Below are 19,740 nucleotides of genomic sequence, written 5' to 3'. Positions count from 1 at the left end.
CGGGCCATTATGAGTGGAAGCAGCCATTTCGTCCTGCTCGCGACTCTGTGACAAAAAACAACGGTCTGTCCAAATCAGACGAAATGCCACTACTTTTTAGAACCTTTGTCGATTCTCTCTTACCCGGAAAAAAATGGTGCTATAATGAGTCCACCGGGAATACCCAGGGGAAAAAGGAGTGATTCGGGATGGATGTACAAGTTTGGATGGCTTCGAAAGAGGTAGCTGATCGCCTTGACGTGCACGTTCGTACGCTGCGCAACTGGCTGGACTTGTTCGTACCTGTCAAGGAACGTCTGAAAAATCCGCAGGGTCACTATTTGATCAGTGAAGCAGGCTTCGCCCTGCTGCGAGAAGTAAAAGAGCGCAAGGATAGCGGAAACAGCTCCCTGAAAGAAATTCAGCGACAGCTCATAGATGAAGGCCGTTTGTCGGAAGAAATGCTGGCAGTCGAGGAGTGCGCCAGCGCGGAAGAAACGGCTGTAGCTTTCAGTGCGGGCACCCAGGTGGAGTCCGGCATGCGGGAAATGGAGCTTGCCGTCCACGAGACGCTGGTGAAGTTTCAGCAGGAACTGACGCAGCTGTCGTCTTTGAACAGCATGCAATCGACCATTTTGCAAAAGATCGCGGATATCGAGGAAATGCAGGAATCATTGCGCCTGGAGATGCGCCGCGTCACATTTGAAATGGATTTGATGCAGCAGCGCCTGACTCGTCGCAAGGAGCGCTACGCCCGTCACGAGCCGCGCTGGTCGTTGAATCCGTTCCGCTGGTTTACCCGCTCCGACCGCGCCGCCGAGCAGTAACAAGTGGAAAAAAACGACAATTTGGCGAAGTGACAGGAAGCGGTAGTGTCCCGGTCTTTCCATATGATAGAATTAGACTATACGATGTGACTGAAAATCAGGACTATTTACATTCTATCGACAAAGGACTGGGGCTTTCGTTGTGAGAAAATTGCATATTACTTCAGTAAAGCCGGGAGATATCATTGCCAAAAGCATTTTTCAGGAAAACGGAAACGTCCTCTTAGGTCTGGGTGTACAACTGACTGAACGCTACATTGAACGTCTCAAACAATTGGGGATTGATACGCTCTACATTCAGGACAAGCGCACCGAAGACATCATACCCGAAGACACGATCCGCGACGAGACGCGCAAAGAAGCCGTCGATACCGTCTACAAAACAATGACGACGCTGATGGATCAGCCGCAGATCAAGCGCCGCACATCCCTTCCTGATTTTGGGGGCACCTTTCAAAAGGTGTTCCGGGAAATTATGCAGGACTTGAGCAGCCGCAAAGACGTTTTGGTCAATTTGTCCAATCTTCATGTCATGGACGGCTATTTTTTTCACCACGCCGTCAACGTTGCTGTGCTCGCAGGAGTCGTCGGTCTGGCCAAAGGCTACAACCAGCAGCAAATGATGGAGCTGGGGATTGGCGCTCTGCTGTTCGACATCGGAATGACGCAGGTGCCAAAGGAACTGTGGAGCTTGCGCAAGGAACTGACCGTCGAAGAACGGCAGCGCCTGCAATACCACACGGAAGACGGCTTCAACATTTTGCGCAGCCAGCACAATATTTCTGTCGTATCCGCGCACTGTGCGCTGCAACACCACGAGCGCTACAACGGAACAGGCTACCCCCGTCAGCTCTGTGAAAAAAACATCCACGAATACGCGCGGATTGTCGCGATCGCGGATGTGTACGATGCGCTGATCTCCCCGCGTCCTTTTCGCAAAAGCTACTCGCCGAGCGATGCGACCGAGTATTTGTTTGCTTCGGGGAACACGTATTTTGACCTCGACCTGCTCAAATTGTTCTTGCAGCATGTCGCGATTTTTCCGATCTCCTCTACCGTCTTGCTCAGTTCCGGGCATACAGGGGTCGTCTCGCGGGTCAATCCGCTCGCGGTCAATCGGCCGATCATTCGCATCCTGACCAACGAGGACGGCTCAGAGGTCGCTTCTCCTTTTGAGATCAACCTGTACGACAAAGACTGGATGAGCGTGACCATCGTCAAAACGCTATAGATACGTTGTTATAAAGAAAGCAGCCTCTTCGCTGGAAGAAGGCTGCTCTTTTCTTTTATATGGGCAACTATTCGTTCAACAGACGGAACACTTGCTCGACGTCTTTGTCGCCTCGACCCGAGAGATTGACGATCAAAATCTGCTCCCGCGAAAGCGTCGGGGCGAGCTTGAGGGCATGGGCAATTGCATGGGCGCTCTCCAGCGCTGGGATGATGCCTTCCGCCTTGGACAGCTCCTGAAAAGCTGCCAGCACCTCTTCGTTCGTCACTGTGTAGTATTCGGCTCGTCCGCTCGTTTTGAGCTGACTGTGCTCCGGGCCGATTCCCGGGTAATCCAGACCGGCTGCAATCGAGTACGTCTTCTTCGGTTCCCCTTGTTCATCGAGCAGCACCAGACATTTGAACCCGTGCAGCACTGCCGGAACCCCTTCGTTCAAAGTCGGTGCCTGATCAGGCTCGACGCCGATCAAGCGCACGGAAGGCTCGTCGATGTAATGCGCGAACGCACCGATTGCGTTGCTTCCGCCACCTACCGCAGCGATCACGGCATCAGGCAGGCGCCCTTCCTTCTCCAAAATTTGGCGCTTGGATTCCTCGCTGATGATCGCCTGGAAGTGCTTGACCATCGTCGGGAATGGATGCGGCCCTACAGCGGAGCCCAACAAGTAAAACGTATTTTCGTAGTTTTCCACGAGGTCGTTCAGCGCTTCATCGACGGCGTCCTTCAAACGGCCTTGTCCTTTGGACACCCCGATGACTTTTGCCCCCAAAAGCTCCATCCGAAACACGTTCAGGGACTGGCGCTTCATGTCCTCTGCACCCATGTAAATGATGCATTCCATGCCGAACATCGCGCAAGCTGTGGCGGTAGCTACACCGTGCTGCCCCGCGCCAGTCTCCGCGATAATGCGATGCGCGCCCATGCGCTTTGCCAACAGGATTTGCCCGATGACGTTGTTGATTTTATGTGCACCTGTATGGTTCAAATCTTCGCGTTTCAAGTAGATTTTCGCGCCGCCCAGCTTTTCTGTCAGCTGGCGGGCGTAGGTCAGCGGATTTTCCCGCCCCACGTATTCTTTCAGGTAATACTTGAACTCTTCGTTAAATTCGGGATCGTCCTTGTACTTTTCAAACTGCTCCGCCAAATAATCCAGCACTTCCTGAAGCTGCGGCGGCACAAAGCTTCCGCCAAATTCGCCAAAGTATCCTTTTTTCGTCTGTCCTGTCAATGACATGCTCATCTCTCCTCAGCTAAAACTAGACTCTTCTAATTTTTTCAATCATATAAGATAGAAAGCGGATTTGTCAATGAATGTAAAGTTTATTCTGAAACTTCCTTTTCACAAAAAACGGGGAGCACAAACGCGCTGCTTCCCGCTTCATTCCTCCCGCTTGTCAACTCGCTTTTCCTTTTGACCGCTGCCTGTACCCTAACAGCAATACCGCCAAAACCAACACCGCTTTGACCAAAAAAGCCAGCCCCGGATACGGATCGACCCAGGCCCGAACCGTTTCCTCCGTCAAAATCATATTGGCCGCGGCGAGTGCGAGCACACCCGAGCCGAAGTAGACGAGCCAAGCAAACCGCTCCATCACGCGAAGGATCAGCTGGCTGCCAAAGACCATCAGAGGGACGCTGATGAGCAATCCGATGACAATCAGCAAAATGTTTCCCTGGGCTGCGCCCGCGATCGCAAGCACGTTGTCCAGCCCCATCATGATATCCGCAACTACGATTGTTTTCACGGCAGAAACCAGATCCTCGCTGGCATCAATGTCGTCCTGATCGTCTCCCTCGCGCAACAAATTGTAGCTGATCCACAATAATATCGTCCCGCCAATCAAATACAAATAAGGAATTTTCAACAGGTACACAGCGAGAATCGTCGCAATCACCCGCACGATAACAGCCAACGTCGTTCCCCAAACGATCGCCTTTTTCTGCTGCTCGGCAGGCAGCCTGCGGCAAGCAATCGCGATGACGACTGCGTTGTCTCCGCTGAGGACGATGTTGATGGTGATAATCAGCAAGAGCGAAGAAAAGAAGTCAGGATCAACCAAGGATAGTTCCTCCGTTTCGGTTTACTCGGTTCTGCTACTGTCATGAACAGCTTGTCCGGGCTTGTTGTCACTCCGCGATTTCAGTATGATGGTAACGAGGAGGGTTGTCGAAATGTCGAAACAATTCGTTATTGAAGCGATTATGTTGGCTATCTACGGGGAGTTGATGGTCCCATCGCAACCGGTAGAATATCTGATACCCGCGTCGACAATCTATGAATTGGACGAATTTATCCAGAGTCCTGAGCCAATCATGCCCTACTCCGGTGACGATCAGTATGTGCGCCGGATCATGCAGGAAATGAGCCAGTTTTTTGCCGATCCATTCAATCGCAAACGACTGGAAAAAGGACTGATTGCCCCTTGGTCGAAAGTTCCTTTTGCCTTTCCGAACGGCGTTACGCTGACCGTCATCAAGGTAGAGGACAATGCCATGTGGGGAGAAATATTTGATCCTGTCGAGACGCAGCTTTTGCTGACGTCCGTACGCTTTGAAGTCCCGCTGCTCACAGACCAGCCCGATTTTCAGGATCGGATTTTGGAATATATCGTGCCTGTTCAATTTTACGATGTGGATGATTTTGATTTCGCCCTGGAGCAAGGCATTTCGCTCAACGACTTGCGCGAGCCGTAATGCGCCCGTGTGCATGTTTGCGCCAAAAAACAGACGAACAGACTGACGAGCCTTTTCGCTTGTTGGTCTGTTCGTTTTCTATTATGGCTGTTTCTCGCCCGAAAAATTGCTCGCTTGGCAAACCGGGCACGAAGATGGAAAAAATGCCGCCCAACAGGTTTGTCCATGGTACAATATGGGTAAAGACATAGGAAAGTGGTCCGGGGAGGAATTGTATAGATGGAACTGACAAAGCGAAACAGCGGCACAGATTGGGAGGGGGAAGCTGCAACAGCCCAATCGATCTTGTTTAAAATGGGAAGTGAGTATTACGGGCTGTCCATCGCGCTGGTGCGCGAAATCATCAAGCCATTGCCGATCACCCGTTTCCCCAAATCGCCTGAGTATGTAGAAGGCGTCATTGACTTGCGCGGACGGATTTTGCCGATCGTCAACCTGCGCAAAATGTTTGGCCTGGAGCCGCTGGAACAAACAGACGACACCCGCTTTGTCGACTTGCAGCTGGAAGGGCTGAACATCGGGATCATCGTCGATGCGGTATCCGAAGTCATGAACATTCCGCAGCACCTGATCGAACCGGCTCCCCCTATCGTAGCGGGTGTCGAGGGCAAGTATTTGCAAGGCATTGCCCGTCTGGATGACAAGCTGATCATGCTGCTGGATATCGATGAAATTTTTGGTCAGTGGAAAAAATAAGCAGACATTTATGGCTGAAGGAAACCAGTACACGTTGTTGGTACTGGTTTTTTGCTGACTCTGTTCCTTTTTGCCGAGGATGTCACGCCAGGAAACTTGAACGCGACCTGGTTCGTACTAGCTGTTGAGATTTTTTGCATACGGAGCGTGATTTTCGATGCTTGCTCACCCGCTTTTCCCGCTGGCTCGTGCCATCCCGCTTGCTTTGAGCAGCGGACAATACTCGGCGCTGTATGACATGTGCAGCAGCGCTTTTCGGGACGAGGTTAGCAGGGAAGAATTTATTTCCTTCGCTGCCGATTTTCATCGCGATCTGGAATGCTACGAGGAACAGCCACTGTCTGTCGTGCCGCTGAATGCGATGACGCGCTTCGTCTGGACGGCTTGCGACGGACAAAAGGGCTTGTCTGCCGCCATCGATGCAGACGGGATCATTCACGGGCTGCGCCTTTCCCACCTGACGTCCCATCCAGACACAGACCAGGCTTGCAGCCGCCATCTGTACCGCCTGCCTTTTCAGGGAACGTGGTTCACTTTTTGGGGCGGGAAAAACGAACTGATCAACTATCACTACGCCTACGACAACCAGCGTTACGCCTACGACTTTTTGATCATGAAAGAAGGGCGCTCCTGTCACGGCGATCCTGCTGTCAACGAGAGCTATTACGCTTTTGATCAGCCCATCGTGGCTCCGTGCGTCGGAAAAGTGGTCAAGGTCGCAAGCGATGTGCCGGACAACGCGCCAGTCGGCGTGATGAACGAGGAACAGCCTGCGGGAAACTTCGTCGAGATCGCTCACGGGCAGGGCGAGTTCAGCCTGCTCGCCCATCTGAAGCAGCATTCCATCACGGTCAAGCCCGGTGACATCGTGTCGGCAGGAGAAATCATCGGACGTTGCGGCAACTCTGGCAACTCCAGCGAGCCTCACTTGCATTTTCAAGTGTCGAATGCCGTGAACTTGTACGCGGCGATTTCCATCCCGATTCGCTTTTCGGAAAAGGAACCGATCATCCAGGGCATGTTCGTCGGCGGCTGAACCGCCCCGCTCCTTCGCCCCTAGCATCGCTCAACCAACCGCTCAAACAAAAACAGGACGGGAGAGCCATTTGCCCCCGTCCTTTTCTGTCGTTACTCCCTGCCTCCGCTTGCCAAGTACGCATAATTGACCCATACCATTTCCTCAATCCCTAAAATCTCTTTGAACAGATCGACTGAGTCGTACAATAGTGAAGCCCCGGTCTCATCGTCTACGTCTGTCAGCAGTTGCAAGTCGAACAGCGAACGCAGTTGCTGCACCTGTTTGGGGCCCGCGATCCGGTTGAAGGATTGCGGTTTGATGCGGGTAATTCCCTTCCCTACCTCTCGCCGATACAACTCCGAACGCACAACCCGGTCCAGTATGTCTTCATACTTTTGCCGAACGTCCTCGCTGTCTGTAATTCTTTCCTGCAGGTCAATCTCCGGATAAAGTCTGCCGAACTCCGCCTCTGCCATCTCCACATCCAGTGAATAGCTGATCGTCGCCGAAGAGACCTCGAAGCCAGCATCGAACAGACGAAACCCCCAGCCATTGTCTTCTGCATCATGAAACCAAAGCAGCGGCACGAATTGCTTCGACAGTGTAAGCAAAAAATCAAGCGTCGAGGAGGTTTCAATCCATTCATCCTGCAGGAAAAATGCGTTCCAGTCGCCATTGATGTTTCTGTGGAAGTACGGTTGCGAAGACTTGGACAAGGCAATCAGCACTTTCGGTTCGTATTTGCGTGGATAAAGAATGCCGGTCGTGAACTCACCCATCCGTTTTCCACCGCTTTCTGGAAAGCTTTCCCCTGGTCCTTTTCTTAGTCTATTCAGGTACCGCTCGTTTTTTGCTGTGATCTTTATCAAACGTGCTCGTATGAATCACGGTATGCACGGCTCCTTCTGGCAAAAGCTCCGAACGGTACAGATGGACATGCCGTACTTTCCAGCGCGGCGAATCGGGAGCCAAAAACCGCTCGTTCCAGTCCATGAGCGGCAGTCCCTCGCTTCCTGCCTGCGGCCCGCGGGCAAGCGTGATGTGCGGCCGATAGCGCTTGCGGTCATACGCCACGCCCTCATGCAGCTCAAAACGTCTGGCGAGCAAGAGATGCAACTGCTTCAGCGGATTCGTTTGCCCGCGCAGCCCGAGCCACAAGACGCGGGGATGCTGGGCGTGCGGGAATGCGCCAAAGCCGCCGATGCGCAAGGTGAACGGCTCGATAATCGCGCTGACGATGTCCATGTCCTCGCAAACAGCCGGGACAAGCCGCTCGTCCACCTCTCCGAGAAAATGCAGAGTCAGGTGCAGATTGTGCAGCGGCTGCCATCTGTCTGCCATCACTTCCGGCTTGAGCCGTTCTTGGACAGCGGAAATATATTGAACCGCCTCTTCTGGAATATCCAATGCCACGAACAAACGCATAGACGTCTTTTCGTCCTCCTTTTGGCTGCCTTCTTGCCTCAACGAAAAATAGCCCTCCTGTGACGGAGAGCCATTTTACCATCTACGCCGCTTTAGGCAGCCATCATCTTTCCGGTTACGATGCCCAAAACGCTGCGCACATATTCGCCCAGTCGTCCAGAGCCAGGTTGATAGGTGAAGCGAAGTGTCAGCTCGACGTGCCCGACATGCCCCGCCGGAGGTATGTTCCAGAACAGGTCAGCTTCGCCGTACAAAATTTCCTCAATCCGCAGTTTTTTGCCCTCGATGTCCAGTTCCGGATCATGAGACAGCGAGAATTTCATCATGATGGAAAATGAGTCTTTTTTTACTCCGCCCCGCAAGTTTAGTTTGCCGTGGATCGCGACGAGTCCCGCTTCCCCCCACAAGTTGTACTCCAGCAAAGCCTGGCATTGGGGCTGCACCTGCAATTCAAGCGCAGGCAGACCTCCCTCAATCGTTAGTGCATGACGCTTTGCCAATTGTTCGATCTCCCCTTGAAAACGGTGAGCGCAATCGGAAACAGCCTGGAACAAATCGGGCTCTACAGCGTACATCGTCGTCACCTCTCCCCAACGGATTATCTGCTTTATTACTTCGTACTTCCCCTTGTCGTATCCTTTGTTGAAAAATGACTTATTTACCCTTATTTCATCGAAGGGCAAAAGATTCCTATGAAAATGCTATTTCACAATGTTGCAACATTTACTGATACGGGACAGGCATGCCCGGAAACGCTTTCACGAACAGGGTTTGCAGGTGCGCCTGTACATTTTCGTCCAGCTCCAAATGATAGAGTACGCCATTTTCATAGCGCAAAAGCGGATACGCGCCCAACCCGAGCGCAGAAACTTCTTTTGTCTCCACATATTCCGGCAGCGTCAACAGGAAGCGGGAAAACGGATTGGCGTCCTCCTCTGCCATGTGGATGACCTCAAACAAGTGCCCAAGCCCTGGGGTGACAATCAGATCGAGCAGTTCGCCGCGCTCCGCCACCCATACGGTAAACGCGGACTCCCGCACCTCGCTGCGCGCGTGTCTGCGCATCACCCAGACAGCCTGGCGAACGGTGCTCATCAGCAGATGCTGGGCGCCTTCTTCGCCATGTACGGCCTGCATCCGTCTGTAGTCGAGGACAAAAGCCAGCCCTTCTTCCGTGAAAACCGTGTCGGGAAAAGACAGTGCCGCGATGCTTCGCATTTCTTCCTCGCGCACCTGCGCTTCCTGCGGGATCGTCTCGACTTTCCCCTCAAAAAGGGAACGAATCATTTCCCGGGTGCGCTCGACCTCTCCTGCGGAAAAAAAGATGGACTCGGAGTAAATATGCGTCAGCTCGCCTTCCCCGTAAGCCAAATAGTGCAGGAGCGTACAAGGCTGTTCCAGCATTCGCAACGCCATTCCCCTCTGCTCCGCCAATTGGATGTCAAAAGTGAGCGGAAAGCCGAGCGGCTGGAGCGGATCAGACAGCGTCCAGATCACGCCCAAAAGCTTGCCTTGATACGTCTTGAACTCAACAGAGACAGCATCCCGCGTCTGCTCGACAAAAGCGTCCACCGATTCAAACACCAGGTACAGCTCGACCTCTCCTGTTCCGTTCATGCGGGCAAAATAGGGCAGCCCCGCTTCGCTGGCGAGCTGGTACAAGTCGAAAAAATCGTGCTTATCGAGAACCTCGCCCTGCGTCTCCTTGACGGGAGAGCGCAGAGCCGGGTCCGGGGCAAGCACGGGATTGAACTCCTCATTCATCTGGCTGCTCCCCCTGCTTTTCCCATGGCTGCATCAGCGGCCAGCCGTCCATCTGCTTGAGCAGCGAACGATCCGTGGCATCGATATGGACAGGCGTGACGGCGATGTAATCATGCTTCACCAGGTCGTAGTCATACGGCTCTGCAATCGGCATCACCTGCGGGTACTCCCGCATCAAAAAATATCCTTCTGCTGCTTCGCTGTACTTGTCCTCATAATGATGCAGCGAAAGCGTCGCCGGAACAATCCCTTTGACTTGCGCAAGCGGGACGTGCGGAATGTTGATATTCCAGAAAACTTCTGGCGCCAATTCGCCTTTTCCGGCTCGCTCCGCAAAATCTTTCACGAGCGGCGCGATCATCTGTACGACGTCGCCGTAATTTTCCTGGTCGTACCAGTTGTCATAGGACAGGGCAACGCCGGGAACTCCCAAAATAACCGCTTCTCTGGCCCCGCTGCATGTGCCGGAGTAATATATGTCGCGCCCCAAATTCGTCCCTACGTTGATTCCCGAGAACACGATATCGGGCTTTTCTTCTGCCGCAAACAGCAAATGATAGGCGGCTTTCACGCAGTCGGCGGGATTGCCGTTCACCGCCCACGCTTTGACGGGAAGACCGTAAAAGTCGCGTTTTTCCGTTGCCAGTGGCGTGCGATAGGTCACCCCGTGGCCAACGCCGCTTTTTTCCTCATCGGGAGCCACCACAAAGATTTCTGCCTGGTCCAGTACGAGCAGCGCTTCCACCAGCCGCTTGATGCCCAATGCCTCGATGCCGTCATCATTCGTAACTAAAATTCGCAACATAAGATCTCCTCCTTCATCGTGGCGCCTAGTCGCATTTGCTTCACACTTCCTTTTATTGTACTTTAGAAAGCTTTGCCAAGCCAAGCTTCCCGCCCGCAACTTGCGACACATCTGGACAATAAAAAAGACCCCAATGCGATTGGGGTCGTAATTAGTCGCCGACGATCTCTTTCCAGCGATCGCGCCAGGCGATCCCTTCGCGAATCCATTCTTCCACTTGCGCCTGCTTCTCCTGGGAAATGCCGATCAGGCAAGCGATGCGCGCGATTTCCTTCGTCTCCAGCGGCGACAGCTTCCGGTCAATCAGCGCCATATGGTACAGCTTGCGCATCATGACGAGCTTCTCGCTCTGGCTCAGGTCGACCATGTCTTCTACGATCACCTCGGGACGTTTCGGGTAATCGATGTCGTCCATGAGGATTTGCCGCTCTTTTAGCGTAAAATGTTCCGAATTGACAATGTCATGAATGCGGTCAACTTCCCGGGAACCTATATAACCGTCGGCATGCCCGACGCAAATCATCAAGCGCAAGGATGCAAACAAAATATGTTTGTCTTTTTCCGTTTTGGTATACAACGTGTCGTTCCTCCTCCGAACAAGTAATAAACAAACGATGATATCTACATCTAATAATACGATAAAAAAGGAAAGCGGTTTCATATGAATGTGTGACAAATTTTTGCTTCTCTTTGGCTGGTAGGCGCGATTTCGCCACATTTGCGGGCGAAGTCGGCCATTCCCTATATGAACAAAGGCAGAGAATGCGATTATCGCCCAAAGACCGTCCGAAAATCGATCCAGCCGTACGCGTCCAGGCTGATTCCCGACAGACGAGGGTGTGCTTTCATCTCGACGCGATTGGCGTACAGGGGCACAAAAATATGATCAGCCATCAGCTTTTCCATCATCGTGCGCACAATCGTCTGACGCTCCTCTGTCAGCGTAGTTTGCCCCAAGCTGCGAATCAGCCGTTCCAGCTCCGCTTTGCCGTGTGCAGTCAGATGGTGCGTGATGCTCAAAGCTTCTGCCAGCAAAAACTCGACGAGCGACAGCTCCGTTCGCTCGTCCACATTGGCGCTGTCGACGACGAGATCAGCGTGTTGCAGCAAGGCAGGTAAAGCCAGTTCTTCCGGAGTGGCGTACTGAATCTCGATCGGAATGCCGTACGCTTTGGCCTTGTCCCGAATCCATTCGGCATCCTCGATGTGATCCGCGTCTGGATAAGTGTACAGGCTGAGCGTCTCTTTGCCGTAGCCTCTTGCATCTACCAGGCGGGCGATTTCCGCTGGATCGTCTGGAGTGGAGCCTGCCGTCTGCCGATATCCTCCCCATACTTCCGCCTGCTCCCTGCCGCCTTGCAACTCCTCCCTGAGCGCAGGGCCAGCCAAAAGCTCCGCAAGCAAGCTGCGAAAGGAAGCGTCCGCCAAAGGGCCTTTTTTGGCTGCATTCAAACTGACGTACTGAAAGCATTTCTCCTGACGGGCGACTTCGTTCCACGCAAGCTCTGCCTCCGCTTCCTGGAGCGAACTCGCTTTCGCCACAGTCAGCACGCTCTCATCTGCCCAGTCCGCTTGCCCCATGCCAGGGACGCACCAGATTTCAATTTTGTCCAAAAACGGCCGCCCGGCAAAATACGGCGCGAACGCCTCAAGGACAAGCATGGAATCGTCGTGGCGCACAACGCGAAACGGCCCTGTCCCTACCGGCAACCGCGAGAACTGCTCTCCCATCTGCTCGGTGTAGTCACGCGGGACAATCGACAGTTGTTCTTTGCTCAACGCTTGCAAGAACAGCTCATCCCGCTCTTTCAACTCAATCGTCACGACATAGTCATCACAGACGTTTACCGACTCGATAGAACGAGCCAGCCAGCGATGCTTGAACGATTGCTCCATCAGGCGCAGCAAGGAAAAACGGACGTCGTCAGCAGTCAGCAGGCGGCCATGGTGAAACAGCACGCCTTTTCGCAAGTAAAACGTCCAGTGCTTTCCGCTCTCGTCCGTCTCCCAATGAAAGGCCAACTGCGGCTCTATTCGCTTCGTGAGCGGATCAAACCGGACAAGCGTATCGAACAGATGCTTGACCAAATGCGTTTGCGAACGCAGCAAAACATGAATCGGGTCCAGTGCTTCAAACGGGCGATCGAGCAGCAAGCGCAATGTATCGACTCGGCTATTACTACCCTTTTCCCGCGTCACCCGCGCTCCAAACTGACTTTTCATCCAGAGTGAAAAATTTTGCGAAAAAGTCGGCCACGCCTCCCCGTATTGCTGCATCAGTTCCTGGGACGCGCGAATTTCCCCTGTTTGGGCAAGCTCCTTGGCTACAGACAGCAGCAAATCTGCCGGTTCCAAAAGGAGGGTCAGAACGGAATGATTCCCCCTGCCTCGTCCCGGCTGCCAGCCGAGCCAGCCGCGGGCTTGCATTTTTTTCAATGTCAATGTGGCATTGCGCAGCGTACAGCACAAAATCGCCGCGACTTCTGCCAGCGTGATCTCCAGCGGACGACCGACCGAATCGGTTGGCCTCAGCGCACATAAACGAATATATTGTTCAACCAGTTGCATCTCATTTCACCGCCAATAAAAAACATGAAAAAATGATTCTCCTAATCGTACGCTTTTTCTGTGTCGTCCGCCAGCTTACAATTCGAAGAACCAACCACCAAGCCGGAACCTCCGGAGAAAGGACACACGTCTATGCATCTGCTCCCCGCTTCCTTCCGCAAATTTATCGCGGAATACCCTGCCTTGCTGTGGGTTCGTCTGTTCGGGGAAACGCTCACTTCCCTGTCCAGCACGATGATCGCGCCTTTTCTCGTCCTGTACTTGAGCGAAAACATCAGCGGCTCCGTCACACTCACCATGCTGGTGATCGGCTTGCAGCCGTTTTCCGAGATTTTGCTGACCTTGTTCGCGGGCGGATTGACTGACCGGATTCGGCGCAAAACGATGCTGCTCGTTGCCTTGCTGATTCAAGGCTTCGCCATGCTCGGGATGGCTTTTGCCGATTCTATCGCCGCTTTTGCCGTCCTGTACGTGCTCAACGGCGCTGGCCGCTCCCTGTTCATCCCGGCAAGCCGCGCCCATCTGGCCGATACGATCCCGCCTGGGCAAATGGCAAGTGCTTTTGCTCTGTTGAATACGTCCTCAAGCATCGGGGCAGCAATCGGGCCACTCCTTGGCGTGATTCTCTACAAGTACGATCCGGCGATGGCTTTTCTGTTTACCGCGATCTCGCTTTTCGTTTACGCGGCGGCGGTCTTGTGGAAAATCCCGCAAACACCGTTGCCGGAATGGGCGGAAGCAGCTCACGAGAAAGCGCCACGCTTCAGTAGAGGAGCATGGAAGGCATACCGCCCGGCATTGGCGATCATGACGCTTTCACTGCCGATCAGTCTGTTCTATGCGCAAACCGAAACAAATTTGCAGCTGCACATGAAAAATACGCTGCCCGACTATTTGCAAGCTCTCGCCTTGCTCATCGCTGTGAAGGGGATTTTGCTCATCCTGTTTGAATTTCTGCTCGTCAAGTGGACACAGCACATGCCCGCTCGCTGGCTCATTACTGCATCATACGGCTGCTTCTTCCTCGTCGCTCTCGGTTATGCCTACATCGATTCCTTGCCGCTTCTGCTCGCCATGCAAGTGCTGCTCGTCATCGGCGAAAGCGTCGGCTTGACCCAACTGCTCGCTTTTGTCACGCGGATTGCGCCATCCTCGATGCGCGGCCGATATTTTGCCATCACCGGAACACACTGGGATATTTCCCGCATGTGCGGCCCGTATTTGGGCAGTCTGGTCTTGCTGCACTACGGCGGTACGCTGCTGTTTACGATCGTCGCTGGCATCCTGGTCATTGGAGCGTTCGCCATGCACCGCTATTTGACCGTCAAAGAAAAAACCTTCCCGCTCGCGCAGGAAGGCTGATGAAAAGCGTTAGGTCAACAAGAATCGGTCTTCGCTGAAGCTCTCTCCGCCACGGGCTGCCTCGAAGGCGCGCAGCAAGTCTTGCGGCTTCATGGTTCGTTTTTTCTCATCCGGAATATCGAGAATGATCCCGCCGTCGTGCAGCATCAACAGGCGATTCCCCATGTTCAGCGCTTGCTCCATGTTGTGCGTGACCATGATCGTCGTCAGCTTGTGGCGAGCGACAATCTTGTCAGTCAGCTCGACAATGAGCTGCGCCCTTTTCGGGTCCAACGCTGCCGTATGCTCATCCAGCAGCAAAATTTTCGGTTCCGTGAATGTAGCCATCAACAGGCTGAGCGCCTGGCGCTGACCGCCGGAAAGGAATCCGACCTTTGTTTTCAAACGGTTTTCCAGTCCTTGGTCAAGCTGCTTCAACTGCTCGCGGAACAGCTCGCGCTTGTGGTTGTTCACTCCGAAGCCTAGCGTGCGGCGGCGTCCACGCCCGAGCGCGATCGCCAAATTTTCTTCAATCGTCATGTTCGGTGCAGTACCTGCCATCGGGTCCTGGAACACCCGGCCGATCAATTCGGCCCGCTGGTGCTCGCCCAGGCGCGTGACATCCTTGCCGTCAATCGTGATCGTTCCGCTGTCCGGGAACAGCCCGCCGGAGATCATGTTCATCATCGTCGACTTTCCGGCTCCGTTACTGCCGATTACGGTGATGAACTCTCCGCGCTTGACGTGCAAGTTTACATTGCGCAACGCGATTTTTTCATTGACGGTGCCCGCATTGAACACTTTGTTAACATAGGAAATTTTAAGCATTGCTGTTTCCTCCCCTTACCGAGCGTACCGCTTGTTTTTTCCAGATTCCTTTGGCAACGGTCGGAACAGTCAATGCGACAATCACGATCAAGGCGGTAATCAGCTTCATGTCGGACGGATTCAATCCCGCCTGCAAAGCCAGGGCAATCACCAAACGGTACACAATCGAACCGAGAATGACAGCGAGTGTGACGCGGAAAATGGAGGAGCTGCCGAACAGCACTTCCCCGACAATAACAGAAGCAAGACCAATCACAATCATCCCGATCCCCATGCCGACATCGGCAAAGCCCTGGAACTGGGCAACCCAAGCGCCAGACACAGCTACCAGACCGTTGGACAGCGCCAGACCGATAATCGTGGTCGTGTCCGTATTCACTCCGAAGCTGCGAATCATTTTTGGATTGTCCCCTGTCGCCCGCAGATCGAGGCCGAGGTCGGTGTGCAGGAACCAGTCAATTACCAGCTTGAGCACGAGAACTCCGACGAAAAATACGATGGATACGCCAGTCAGCAAAGTGACGCCGCCTACCGTCAAGTCGGGAATGCTCAAATCTTTTACATAGGTGAACAACGTATCTTCACGCAGCAAAGGCAAATTCGCCTTTCCCATAATCCGCAGGTTGATCGAGTACAGCGCGATCATGGTCAAAATCCCTGCCAGCAGTGCGTTGACCTTTCCTTTTGTATGCAAAACGCCGGTAAATGCCCCTGCCAATCCCCCGACGATGAACGCCAGGAGAGTAGCCAGGTACGGGTTGGTTCCATCGATGATAAACTTGGCTGCGATCGCTCCGCCCAAGGCGAAGCTGCCATCTACCGTCAAGTCAGGTACGTTTAGAATGCGAAAGGTCAAATACACGCCCAGAGCTAAAATTCCGAATAGCAAGCCCTGCTCGATGGCTCCCATTATTGCCAAATTCATAGAAGAAATCCTCCTGTTGCTGCGATTATTACTCGATCACTTCGCCAGCGCGGTCGAGCATGGATTGCGGAATGGTCACTCCCATTTTCTCCGCTGCTTTTTTGTTCAATACGAGCTTCATGTCTGCCTGCATCTCGACAGCCATGTCTGCCGGCTTCGCTTCGCCCTTCAAGATTTTTGCTGCCATGTCTGCTGTTTGTTCGCCGAGCTTGGTGTAGTCGATTCCGTAAGTAGCAATCGCACCGCTCTTCACGGAGTTTTCTTCCCCTGCGATGACCGGAATTTTTTGCGCTTCGGCAACGCTCAGGACTGCTGCAATCGACGATACGACCATGTTGTCTGTCGGCACGTAGAACGCGTCTACTTTGCCTACCATCGACTCAGCCGCTTGCTTCACCTCTGTTGCGCTGGTGATCGCTGCTTCCTGAATGGACAGGCCCAGCTTGTCCGCTACTGCTTTCGCCGCATCTACCTGCACTTTGGAGTTCACTTCGCCGGAGCTGTAGATAACTCCAACTGATTTCGCATCTGGCTTCAATTCTTTGATCAGCTTCAATTGCTCTTCCACCGGGTTCATGTCGGAAGTACCTGTCACGTTTGCTCCCGGTTTATCCATCGCTTTTACCAGACCTGCCTCTACCGGATCGGTTACTGCCGTAAACAAGATCGGAATGTCTTTGCTTGTTTGGGCAGCAGCCTGAGCGGTCGGCGTCGCGATCGCCAGTACGAGGTCTACTTTGTCAGACTCGAATTTTTGCGCGATGGAGATTGCTGTATCCATGCTCGCTTGCGCTGATTTGACGTCGATTTTCACTTGTTTGCCGTCTTCGTATCCGTTTTTGGCAAGCTGCGCCACAAAGCCTTCGCGTGCTGCATCCAATGCCGGGTGCTCTACGAACTGAGAAATCCCGATTTTAAACTGTTTGGTTTCAGCAGCTGGCGCCGGCTGGTTCGAAGCAGGTGGAGTCTGCTCGTTGCTCGCCGGGGTAGCGCTTTGCTGTCCACATGCGGTAACAGACAAAAGCAGCAAAGGAAATAAAAAACTCTGAATTTTTCTGATAGTCTTTTTCTGTTTGAACATGTGATAAATGCCCCCTTGAAAAATTTTTTCTAATTTTAACACGGATAAAACAGTTTTAAAAGAATAAAAAGAGAGCTTGACGCTCTCTTTTTACTTGGTGATTTCTTTCGCCTGCTGTTTGAGTGCCTCTGAAATCGTGAGACCAAACTTCCCGGCTGCTGTTTCATTGATGTACAGGTCGGCCTGCTTTGAAATTTCGACAGGAGTGTCTGCAACCGCTTGTCCTTTGAGGACACGGGCAGCCATTTCGCCTGTTTGCTTGCCAATCTGGTAGTAGTCGATGCCGTACGTGGCTACTGCGCCGCGTTTTACGGTGTCTGTGTCGGAAGCAAAAACAGGAATCTTGTTCGCTTCCGCTGCTCCCAGTACAGCCTCAAAAGAGGACACGACGGTATTGTCAATCGGAATGAACATGGCGTCGGCTTTTCCAGCAAGTCCCTGAGCTGCCAATTGCACCTCGGAAAGCTGCGAAATGCCCGCCTTGATGATTTCTACGCCTTCTTTGCTCGCTGCCTCTTCCAGCTCTTTTACCTGTACCTCAGAGTTGACCTCGGAGGTGGTGTAGATCACGCCCAGCTTTTTCAACTGGGGCAGGAAGGTTTTGATCAGCTTCAATTGTTGTTCCATCGATACTTTGTCGCTCGTTCCAGTCACGTTCTTGTCCGGTTTTTCCAGACTGCTGACCAGCTGAGCCGAGATCGGATCTGTTACGGAACTGAACAAAACAGGTTTGTCGGTAATCGCCTTGGCTGCAGCCTGAGCGGATGGAGTCGCAATCGCTACGACCAAATCCTTCTTGTCTCCGGCGTACTTCTGCGCAATCGATACCGTGTTGTTCATATCGCCATGGGCGTTCTGGTAGTCAACCTCCAGATTTTTGCCCTCTTCGTAGCCGGATTGTTTCAAGCCATCCAAGATTCCTTGATGAATCGCATCCAAAGCGGGATGCTCTACGAATTGCGTCAAGCCCAGCTTCACCGTTTGGCCTTGGCCGGAACTGGTCGCTGTTGCTTCATTTTGTCCACCTGTTTGATTGCCACATGCTGCCAAAGAAATGGCCAGCAAAGTGGTCAGTGCCATACTGACTGCTCGTCTCATCTGTACTTCCTCCTCTAAGCTCTGCTCTCTGTGCCTGATCACCCTCTGGTAACAAGGCATCTTGCATTTGTGCAACTTGTGTCCCATTATAGCATATTATTGCGTCCTGAAAAGCTTTTTTCATCAATCTTCCGTTCCGGTTTCTTCCTCTGCATTTGGCATTTTTTTCACGAGAACCCTGGTAATCCGGTAGTGATCGACTTCCCCCACCACAAACTCGAACTTGCCCTCCCGCACCCGGTCGCCTACGCGGGGCGGATGGTCGATTTGCATGTAAATCCACCCGGCCAGCGTATCGACCTCGCTGGATTCCAAATCGAGGTCCAGGTAGTCGCCCACTTCCTCCAAAAGCATTCTGCCGTCAAGCGACAGCATGCCGTCGTTCTTTTCTACTTCCGGACGCTCGTCGTCAAATTCATCCTGGATATCGCCGACGATTTCTTCCATAATATCTTCAAGCGTCACCAAGCCAGCCGTGCCCCCGTACTCATCGATGATGATCGCCATTTGCCCGCGCTGTTTTTGCAGCATCGTCAGCAGACGGCTGATCGAGATCGTCTCGGGAACCGTCAAAACCGGGCGCATCAACGTTTTCAGATCGCTGTGCTCGCCTTCCAAAAGCCCTGTCAGCATGTCTTTGATGTGCAAACTCCCCACGACGTGATCCTTGTCGCCATCGACGACCGGATAGCGGGTGAATCGGCCGTTTTGCACGAGGCGGACATTTTCGTCAAACGGATCGCGCACGTTGAGCACAACCATATCGGTTCGCGGAACCATAATCTCCCGCGCCATCGTCTCGGAAAAATCAAAAATGTTGTCTACCAGCATCAGCTCTGTCTGGTCGATCAGGCCGCTTTTGTGACTTTCGTTGACCAGAATACGGATTTCTTCTTCTGTATGCGCCTCCTGATGCGGCTCCATGGAAATGTGGAACAAGGCGAGGATGCGGCTTGCCGACCAGTTCAGCAAAGCGATAAACGGATACATGACTTTGTGAAACAGCTGGATCGGCCGACTGACAGCGAGCACGACCATTTCGGTGCGCTGAATCGCAAGTGTCTTCGGAGCCAGTTCGCCCAGCACGATATGCAAAAAAGTGATCACGGAAAACGCAATAATAAAGGAAATGCTGCTCACCAGCGTCTCGTTCAGCTGGAAGTAGCGAAATACCGGATGCAGCAAGTGAGCCACAGCAGGCTCGCCAAGCCAGCCGAGTCCGAGCGAGGCGAGAGTGATGCCCAATTGGCAGGCAGACAAATAAGCATCCAAATTGTGGATGACTTGCTCCACGTTCTCCGCCCGTTTGTTGCCTTCTGCCACGAGCTGGGCAATGCGCGACTCCCTCACTTTCACCACGGCAAACTCGGTTGCAACGAAGAAGCCGTTGAGGAAAACGAGGATCAAGACCAAACCCAAGTTAAACAAGCTTCCCCACATTCCCATTCTCCCCGCCTCCC

The 19,740-nt window shown here is 53.1% G+C and carries 20 protein-coding genes; 6 read left to right on the top strand and 14 right to left on the bottom strand.

The features are described 5' to 3' along the window. The first annotated feature begins 188 nt into the window (after positions 1-188). On the top strand, positions 189-806 hold the full coding sequence (locus tag EDM60_RS15730; protein WP_122964828.1) for a MerR family transcriptional regulator: 618 nt from the start codon (positions 189-191) through the stop codon (positions 804-806). Positions 807-948: 142 nt separating this feature from the next. Then, positions 949-2,037 (top strand): HD-GYP domain-containing protein, encoded by a 1,089-nt coding sequence (locus tag EDM60_RS15725; RefSeq protein ID WP_122964827.1) that lies wholly within the window; start codon positions 949-951, stop codon positions 2,035-2,037. Positions 2,038-2,104: 67 nt separating this feature from the next. Here the strand turns inward: EDM60_RS15725 and trpB are convergent, their stop codons facing one another. Together trpB and EDM60_RS15715 are read right to left on the bottom strand one after the other, a co-directional pair. Then, positions 2,105-3,271, bottom strand: coding sequence for a tryptophan synthase subunit beta (trpB, locus tag EDM60_RS15720; protein WP_122964826.1), 1,167 nt, complete (start codon positions 3,269-3,271; stop codon positions 2,105-2,107). 160 nt (positions 3,272-3,431) lie between these two features. Continuing rightward, the gene (locus EDM60_RS15715) at positions 3,432-4,097 is read right to left on the bottom strand and encodes a TerC family protein (protein ID WP_122964825.1); all 666 of its coding nucleotides are present in this window, start codon (positions 4,095-4,097) and stop codon (positions 3,432-3,434) included. A 112-nt stretch (positions 4,098-4,209) separates the two neighbouring features. On the opposite strand from EDM60_RS15715, the gene EDM60_RS15710 reads away from it, so the two are divergent. The 3 genes from EDM60_RS15710 to EDM60_RS15700 all read left to right on the top strand — a co-directional run bounded on the left by EDM60_RS15710 (position 4,210) and on the right by EDM60_RS15700 (position 6,463). Beyond that, complete coding sequence (locus EDM60_RS15710) at positions 4,210-4,731, top strand: ADP-heptose synthase (protein WP_122964824.1); 522 nt, start codon at positions 4,210-4,212, stop codon at positions 4,729-4,731. 219 nt (positions 4,732-4,950) lie between these two features. Beyond that, positions 4,951-5,427: a chemotaxis protein CheW gene (locus tag EDM60_RS15705; protein ID WP_122964823.1), complete on the top strand. Its 477-nt coding sequence runs from the start codon at positions 4,951-4,953 to the stop codon at positions 5,425-5,427. A gap of 157 nt (positions 5,428-5,584) precedes the next feature. Further along, positions 5,585-6,463 carry a M23 family metallopeptidase gene (locus EDM60_RS15700; RefSeq protein WP_122964822.1) on the top strand — a complete coding sequence of 293 codons (879 nt, stop codon included), beginning with the start codon at positions 5,585-5,587 and terminating at the stop codon, positions 6,461-6,463. Between the two features lie 92 nt (positions 6,464-6,555). Here the strand turns inward: EDM60_RS15700 and EDM60_RS15695 are convergent, their stop codons facing one another. From EDM60_RS15695 to EDM60_RS15665, 7 genes are all read right to left on the bottom strand, one after another. After that, complete coding sequence (locus EDM60_RS15695; protein ID WP_122964821.1) at positions 6,556-7,224, bottom strand: hypothetical protein; 669 nt, start codon at positions 7,222-7,224, stop codon at positions 6,556-6,558. A 49-nt stretch (positions 7,225-7,273) separates the two neighbouring features. Continuing rightward, complete coding sequence (gene thpR / locus EDM60_RS15690) at positions 7,274-7,870, bottom strand: RNA 2',3'-cyclic phosphodiesterase (protein WP_122964843.1); 597 nt, start codon at positions 7,868-7,870, stop codon at positions 7,274-7,276. 92 nt (positions 7,871-7,962) lie between these two features. Next, entirely contained in the window at positions 7,963-8,445 is a 483-nt protein-coding gene (locus tag EDM60_RS15685) for a hypothetical protein (protein ID WP_063230099.1), read from the bottom strand. Between the two features lie 148 nt (positions 8,446-8,593). Next, a complete protein-coding gene (locus tag EDM60_RS15680; protein ID WP_122964820.1) occupies positions 8,594-9,634 on the bottom strand; it encodes a hypothetical protein in 1,041 nt (346 codons plus the stop codon). Further along, positions 9,627-10,439 carry a 5'/3'-nucleotidase SurE gene (gene surE / locus EDM60_RS15675; RefSeq protein ID WP_122964819.1) on the bottom strand — a complete coding sequence of 271 codons (813 nt, stop codon included), beginning with the start codon at positions 10,437-10,439 and terminating at the stop codon, positions 9,627-9,629. Before surE ends, EDM60_RS15680 begins: the two co-directional genes overlap by 8 nt. A 151-nt stretch (positions 10,440-10,590) precedes the next feature. Next, positions 10,591-11,016, bottom strand: coding sequence for a TerB family tellurite resistance protein (locus EDM60_RS15670; RefSeq protein ID WP_063230096.1), 426 nt, complete (start codon positions 11,014-11,016; stop codon positions 10,591-10,593). 191 nt (positions 11,017-11,207) lie between these two features. Continuing rightward, a complete protein-coding gene (locus EDM60_RS15665; RefSeq protein WP_122964818.1) occupies positions 11,208-13,007 on the bottom strand; it encodes an SgrR family transcriptional regulator in 1,800 nt (599 codons plus the stop codon). 132 nt (positions 13,008-13,139) lie between these two features. Between EDM60_RS15665 and EDM60_RS15660 the strand changes: the two genes are divergently transcribed. Continuing rightward, positions 13,140-14,369, top strand: coding sequence for an MDR family MFS transporter (locus tag EDM60_RS15660; protein WP_122964817.1), 1,230 nt, complete (start codon positions 13,140-13,142; stop codon positions 14,367-14,369). 9 nt (positions 14,370-14,378) lie between these two features. Here the strand turns inward: EDM60_RS15660 and EDM60_RS15655 are convergent, their stop codons facing one another. The 5 genes from EDM60_RS15655 to EDM60_RS15635 form a co-directional block, all read right to left on the bottom strand. Beyond that, positions 14,379-15,176, bottom strand: coding sequence for an ABC transporter ATP-binding protein (locus EDM60_RS15655; protein WP_063230093.1), 798 nt, complete (start codon positions 15,174-15,176; stop codon positions 14,379-14,381). Continuing rightward, entirely contained in the window at positions 15,169-16,101 is a 933-nt protein-coding gene (locus EDM60_RS15650; RefSeq protein WP_122964816.1) for an ABC transporter permease, read from the bottom strand. The genes EDM60_RS15655 and EDM60_RS15650 overlap by 8 nt, the downstream gene beginning before the upstream one ends. A 28-nt stretch (positions 16,102-16,129) precedes the next feature. After that, on the bottom strand, positions 16,130-17,182 hold the full coding sequence (locus EDM60_RS15645; RefSeq protein WP_122964815.1) for an ABC transporter substrate-binding protein: 1,053 nt from the start codon (positions 17,180-17,182) through the stop codon (positions 16,130-16,132). A 90-nt stretch (positions 17,183-17,272) separates the two neighbouring features. Next, positions 17,273-18,280 carry an ABC transporter substrate-binding protein gene (locus tag EDM60_RS15640; protein WP_122964814.1) on the bottom strand — a complete coding sequence of 336 codons (1,008 nt, stop codon included), beginning with the start codon at positions 18,278-18,280 and terminating at the stop codon, positions 17,273-17,275. 123 nt (positions 18,281-18,403) lie between these two features. Continuing rightward, positions 18,404-19,726: a hemolysin family protein gene (locus EDM60_RS15635; protein WP_122964813.1), complete on the bottom strand. Its 1,323-nt coding sequence runs from the start codon at positions 19,724-19,726 to the stop codon at positions 18,404-18,406. Positions 19,727-19,740: the final 14 nt, after the last annotated feature.

Origin of the sequence: Brevibacillus parabrevis, from assembly GCF_003710905.1 — a bacterium.
GTDB lineage: Bacteria > Bacillota > Bacilli > Brevibacillales > Brevibacillaceae > Brevibacillus > Brevibacillus parabrevis.
This window is presented reverse-complemented; position numbering and strand designations above follow the sequence as displayed.

Bases quoted from the DNA above. Each gene is read 5' to 3' on its own strand.
- EDM60_RS15730 (WP_122964828.1), top strand. From the start codon at position 189: ATGGATGTACAAGTTTGGATGGCTTCGAAAGAGGTAGCTGATCGCCTT.
- EDM60_RS15645 (WP_122964815.1), bottom strand. From the start codon at position 17,182: ATGTTCAAACAGAAAAAGACTATCAGAAAAATTCAGAGTTTTTTATTT.
- EDM60_RS15650 (WP_122964816.1), bottom strand. From the start codon at position 16,101: ATGAATTTGGCAATAATGGGAGCCATCGAGCAGGGCTTGCTATTCGGA.
- EDM60_RS15695 (WP_122964821.1), bottom strand. From the start codon at position 7,224: ATGGGTGAGTTCACGACCGGCATTCTTTATCCACGCAAATACGAACCG.
- EDM60_RS15700 (WP_122964822.1), top strand. From the start codon at position 5,585: ATGCTTGCTCACCCGCTTTTCCCGCTGGCTCGTGCCATCCCGCTTGCT.
- EDM60_RS15640 (WP_122964814.1), bottom strand. From the start codon at position 18,280: ATGAGACGAGCAGTCAGTATGGCACTGACCACTTTGCTGGCCATTTCT.
- EDM60_RS15655 (WP_063230093.1), bottom strand. From the start codon at position 15,176: ATGCTTAAAATTTCCTATGTTAACAAAGTGTTCAATGCGGGCACCGTC.
- thpR (WP_122964843.1), bottom strand. From the start codon at position 7,870: ATGCGTTTGTTCGTGGCATTGGATATTCCAGAAGAGGCGGTTCAATAT.
- EDM60_RS15635 (WP_122964813.1), bottom strand. From the start codon at position 19,726: ATGGGAATGTGGGGAAGCTTGTTTAACTTGGGTTTGGTCTTGATCCTC.
- EDM60_RS15710 (WP_122964824.1), top strand. From the start codon at position 4,210: ATGTCGAAACAATTCGTTATTGAAGCGATTATGTTGGCTATCTACGGG.
- EDM60_RS15665 (WP_122964818.1), bottom strand. From the start codon at position 13,007: ATGCAACTGGTTGAACAATATATTCGTTTATGTGCGCTGAGGCCAACC.
- EDM60_RS15660 (WP_122964817.1), top strand. From the start codon at position 13,140: ATGCATCTGCTCCCCGCTTCCTTCCGCAAATTTATCGCGGAATACCCT.
- trpB (WP_122964826.1), bottom strand. From the start codon at position 3,271: ATGTCATTGACAGGACAGACGAAAAAAGGATACTTTGGCGAATTTGGC.
- EDM60_RS15685 (WP_063230099.1), bottom strand. From the start codon at position 8,445: ATGTACGCTGTAGAGCCCGATTTGTTCCAGGCTGTTTCCGATTGCGCT.
- EDM60_RS15705 (WP_122964823.1), top strand. From the start codon at position 4,951: ATGGAACTGACAAAGCGAAACAGCGGCACAGATTGGGAGGGGGAAGCT.
- surE (WP_122964819.1), bottom strand. From the start codon at position 10,439: ATGTTGCGAATTTTAGTTACGAATGATGACGGCATCGAGGCATTGGGC.
- EDM60_RS15680 (WP_122964820.1), bottom strand. From the start codon at position 9,634: ATGAATGAGGAGTTCAATCCCGTGCTTGCCCCGGACCCGGCTCTGCGC.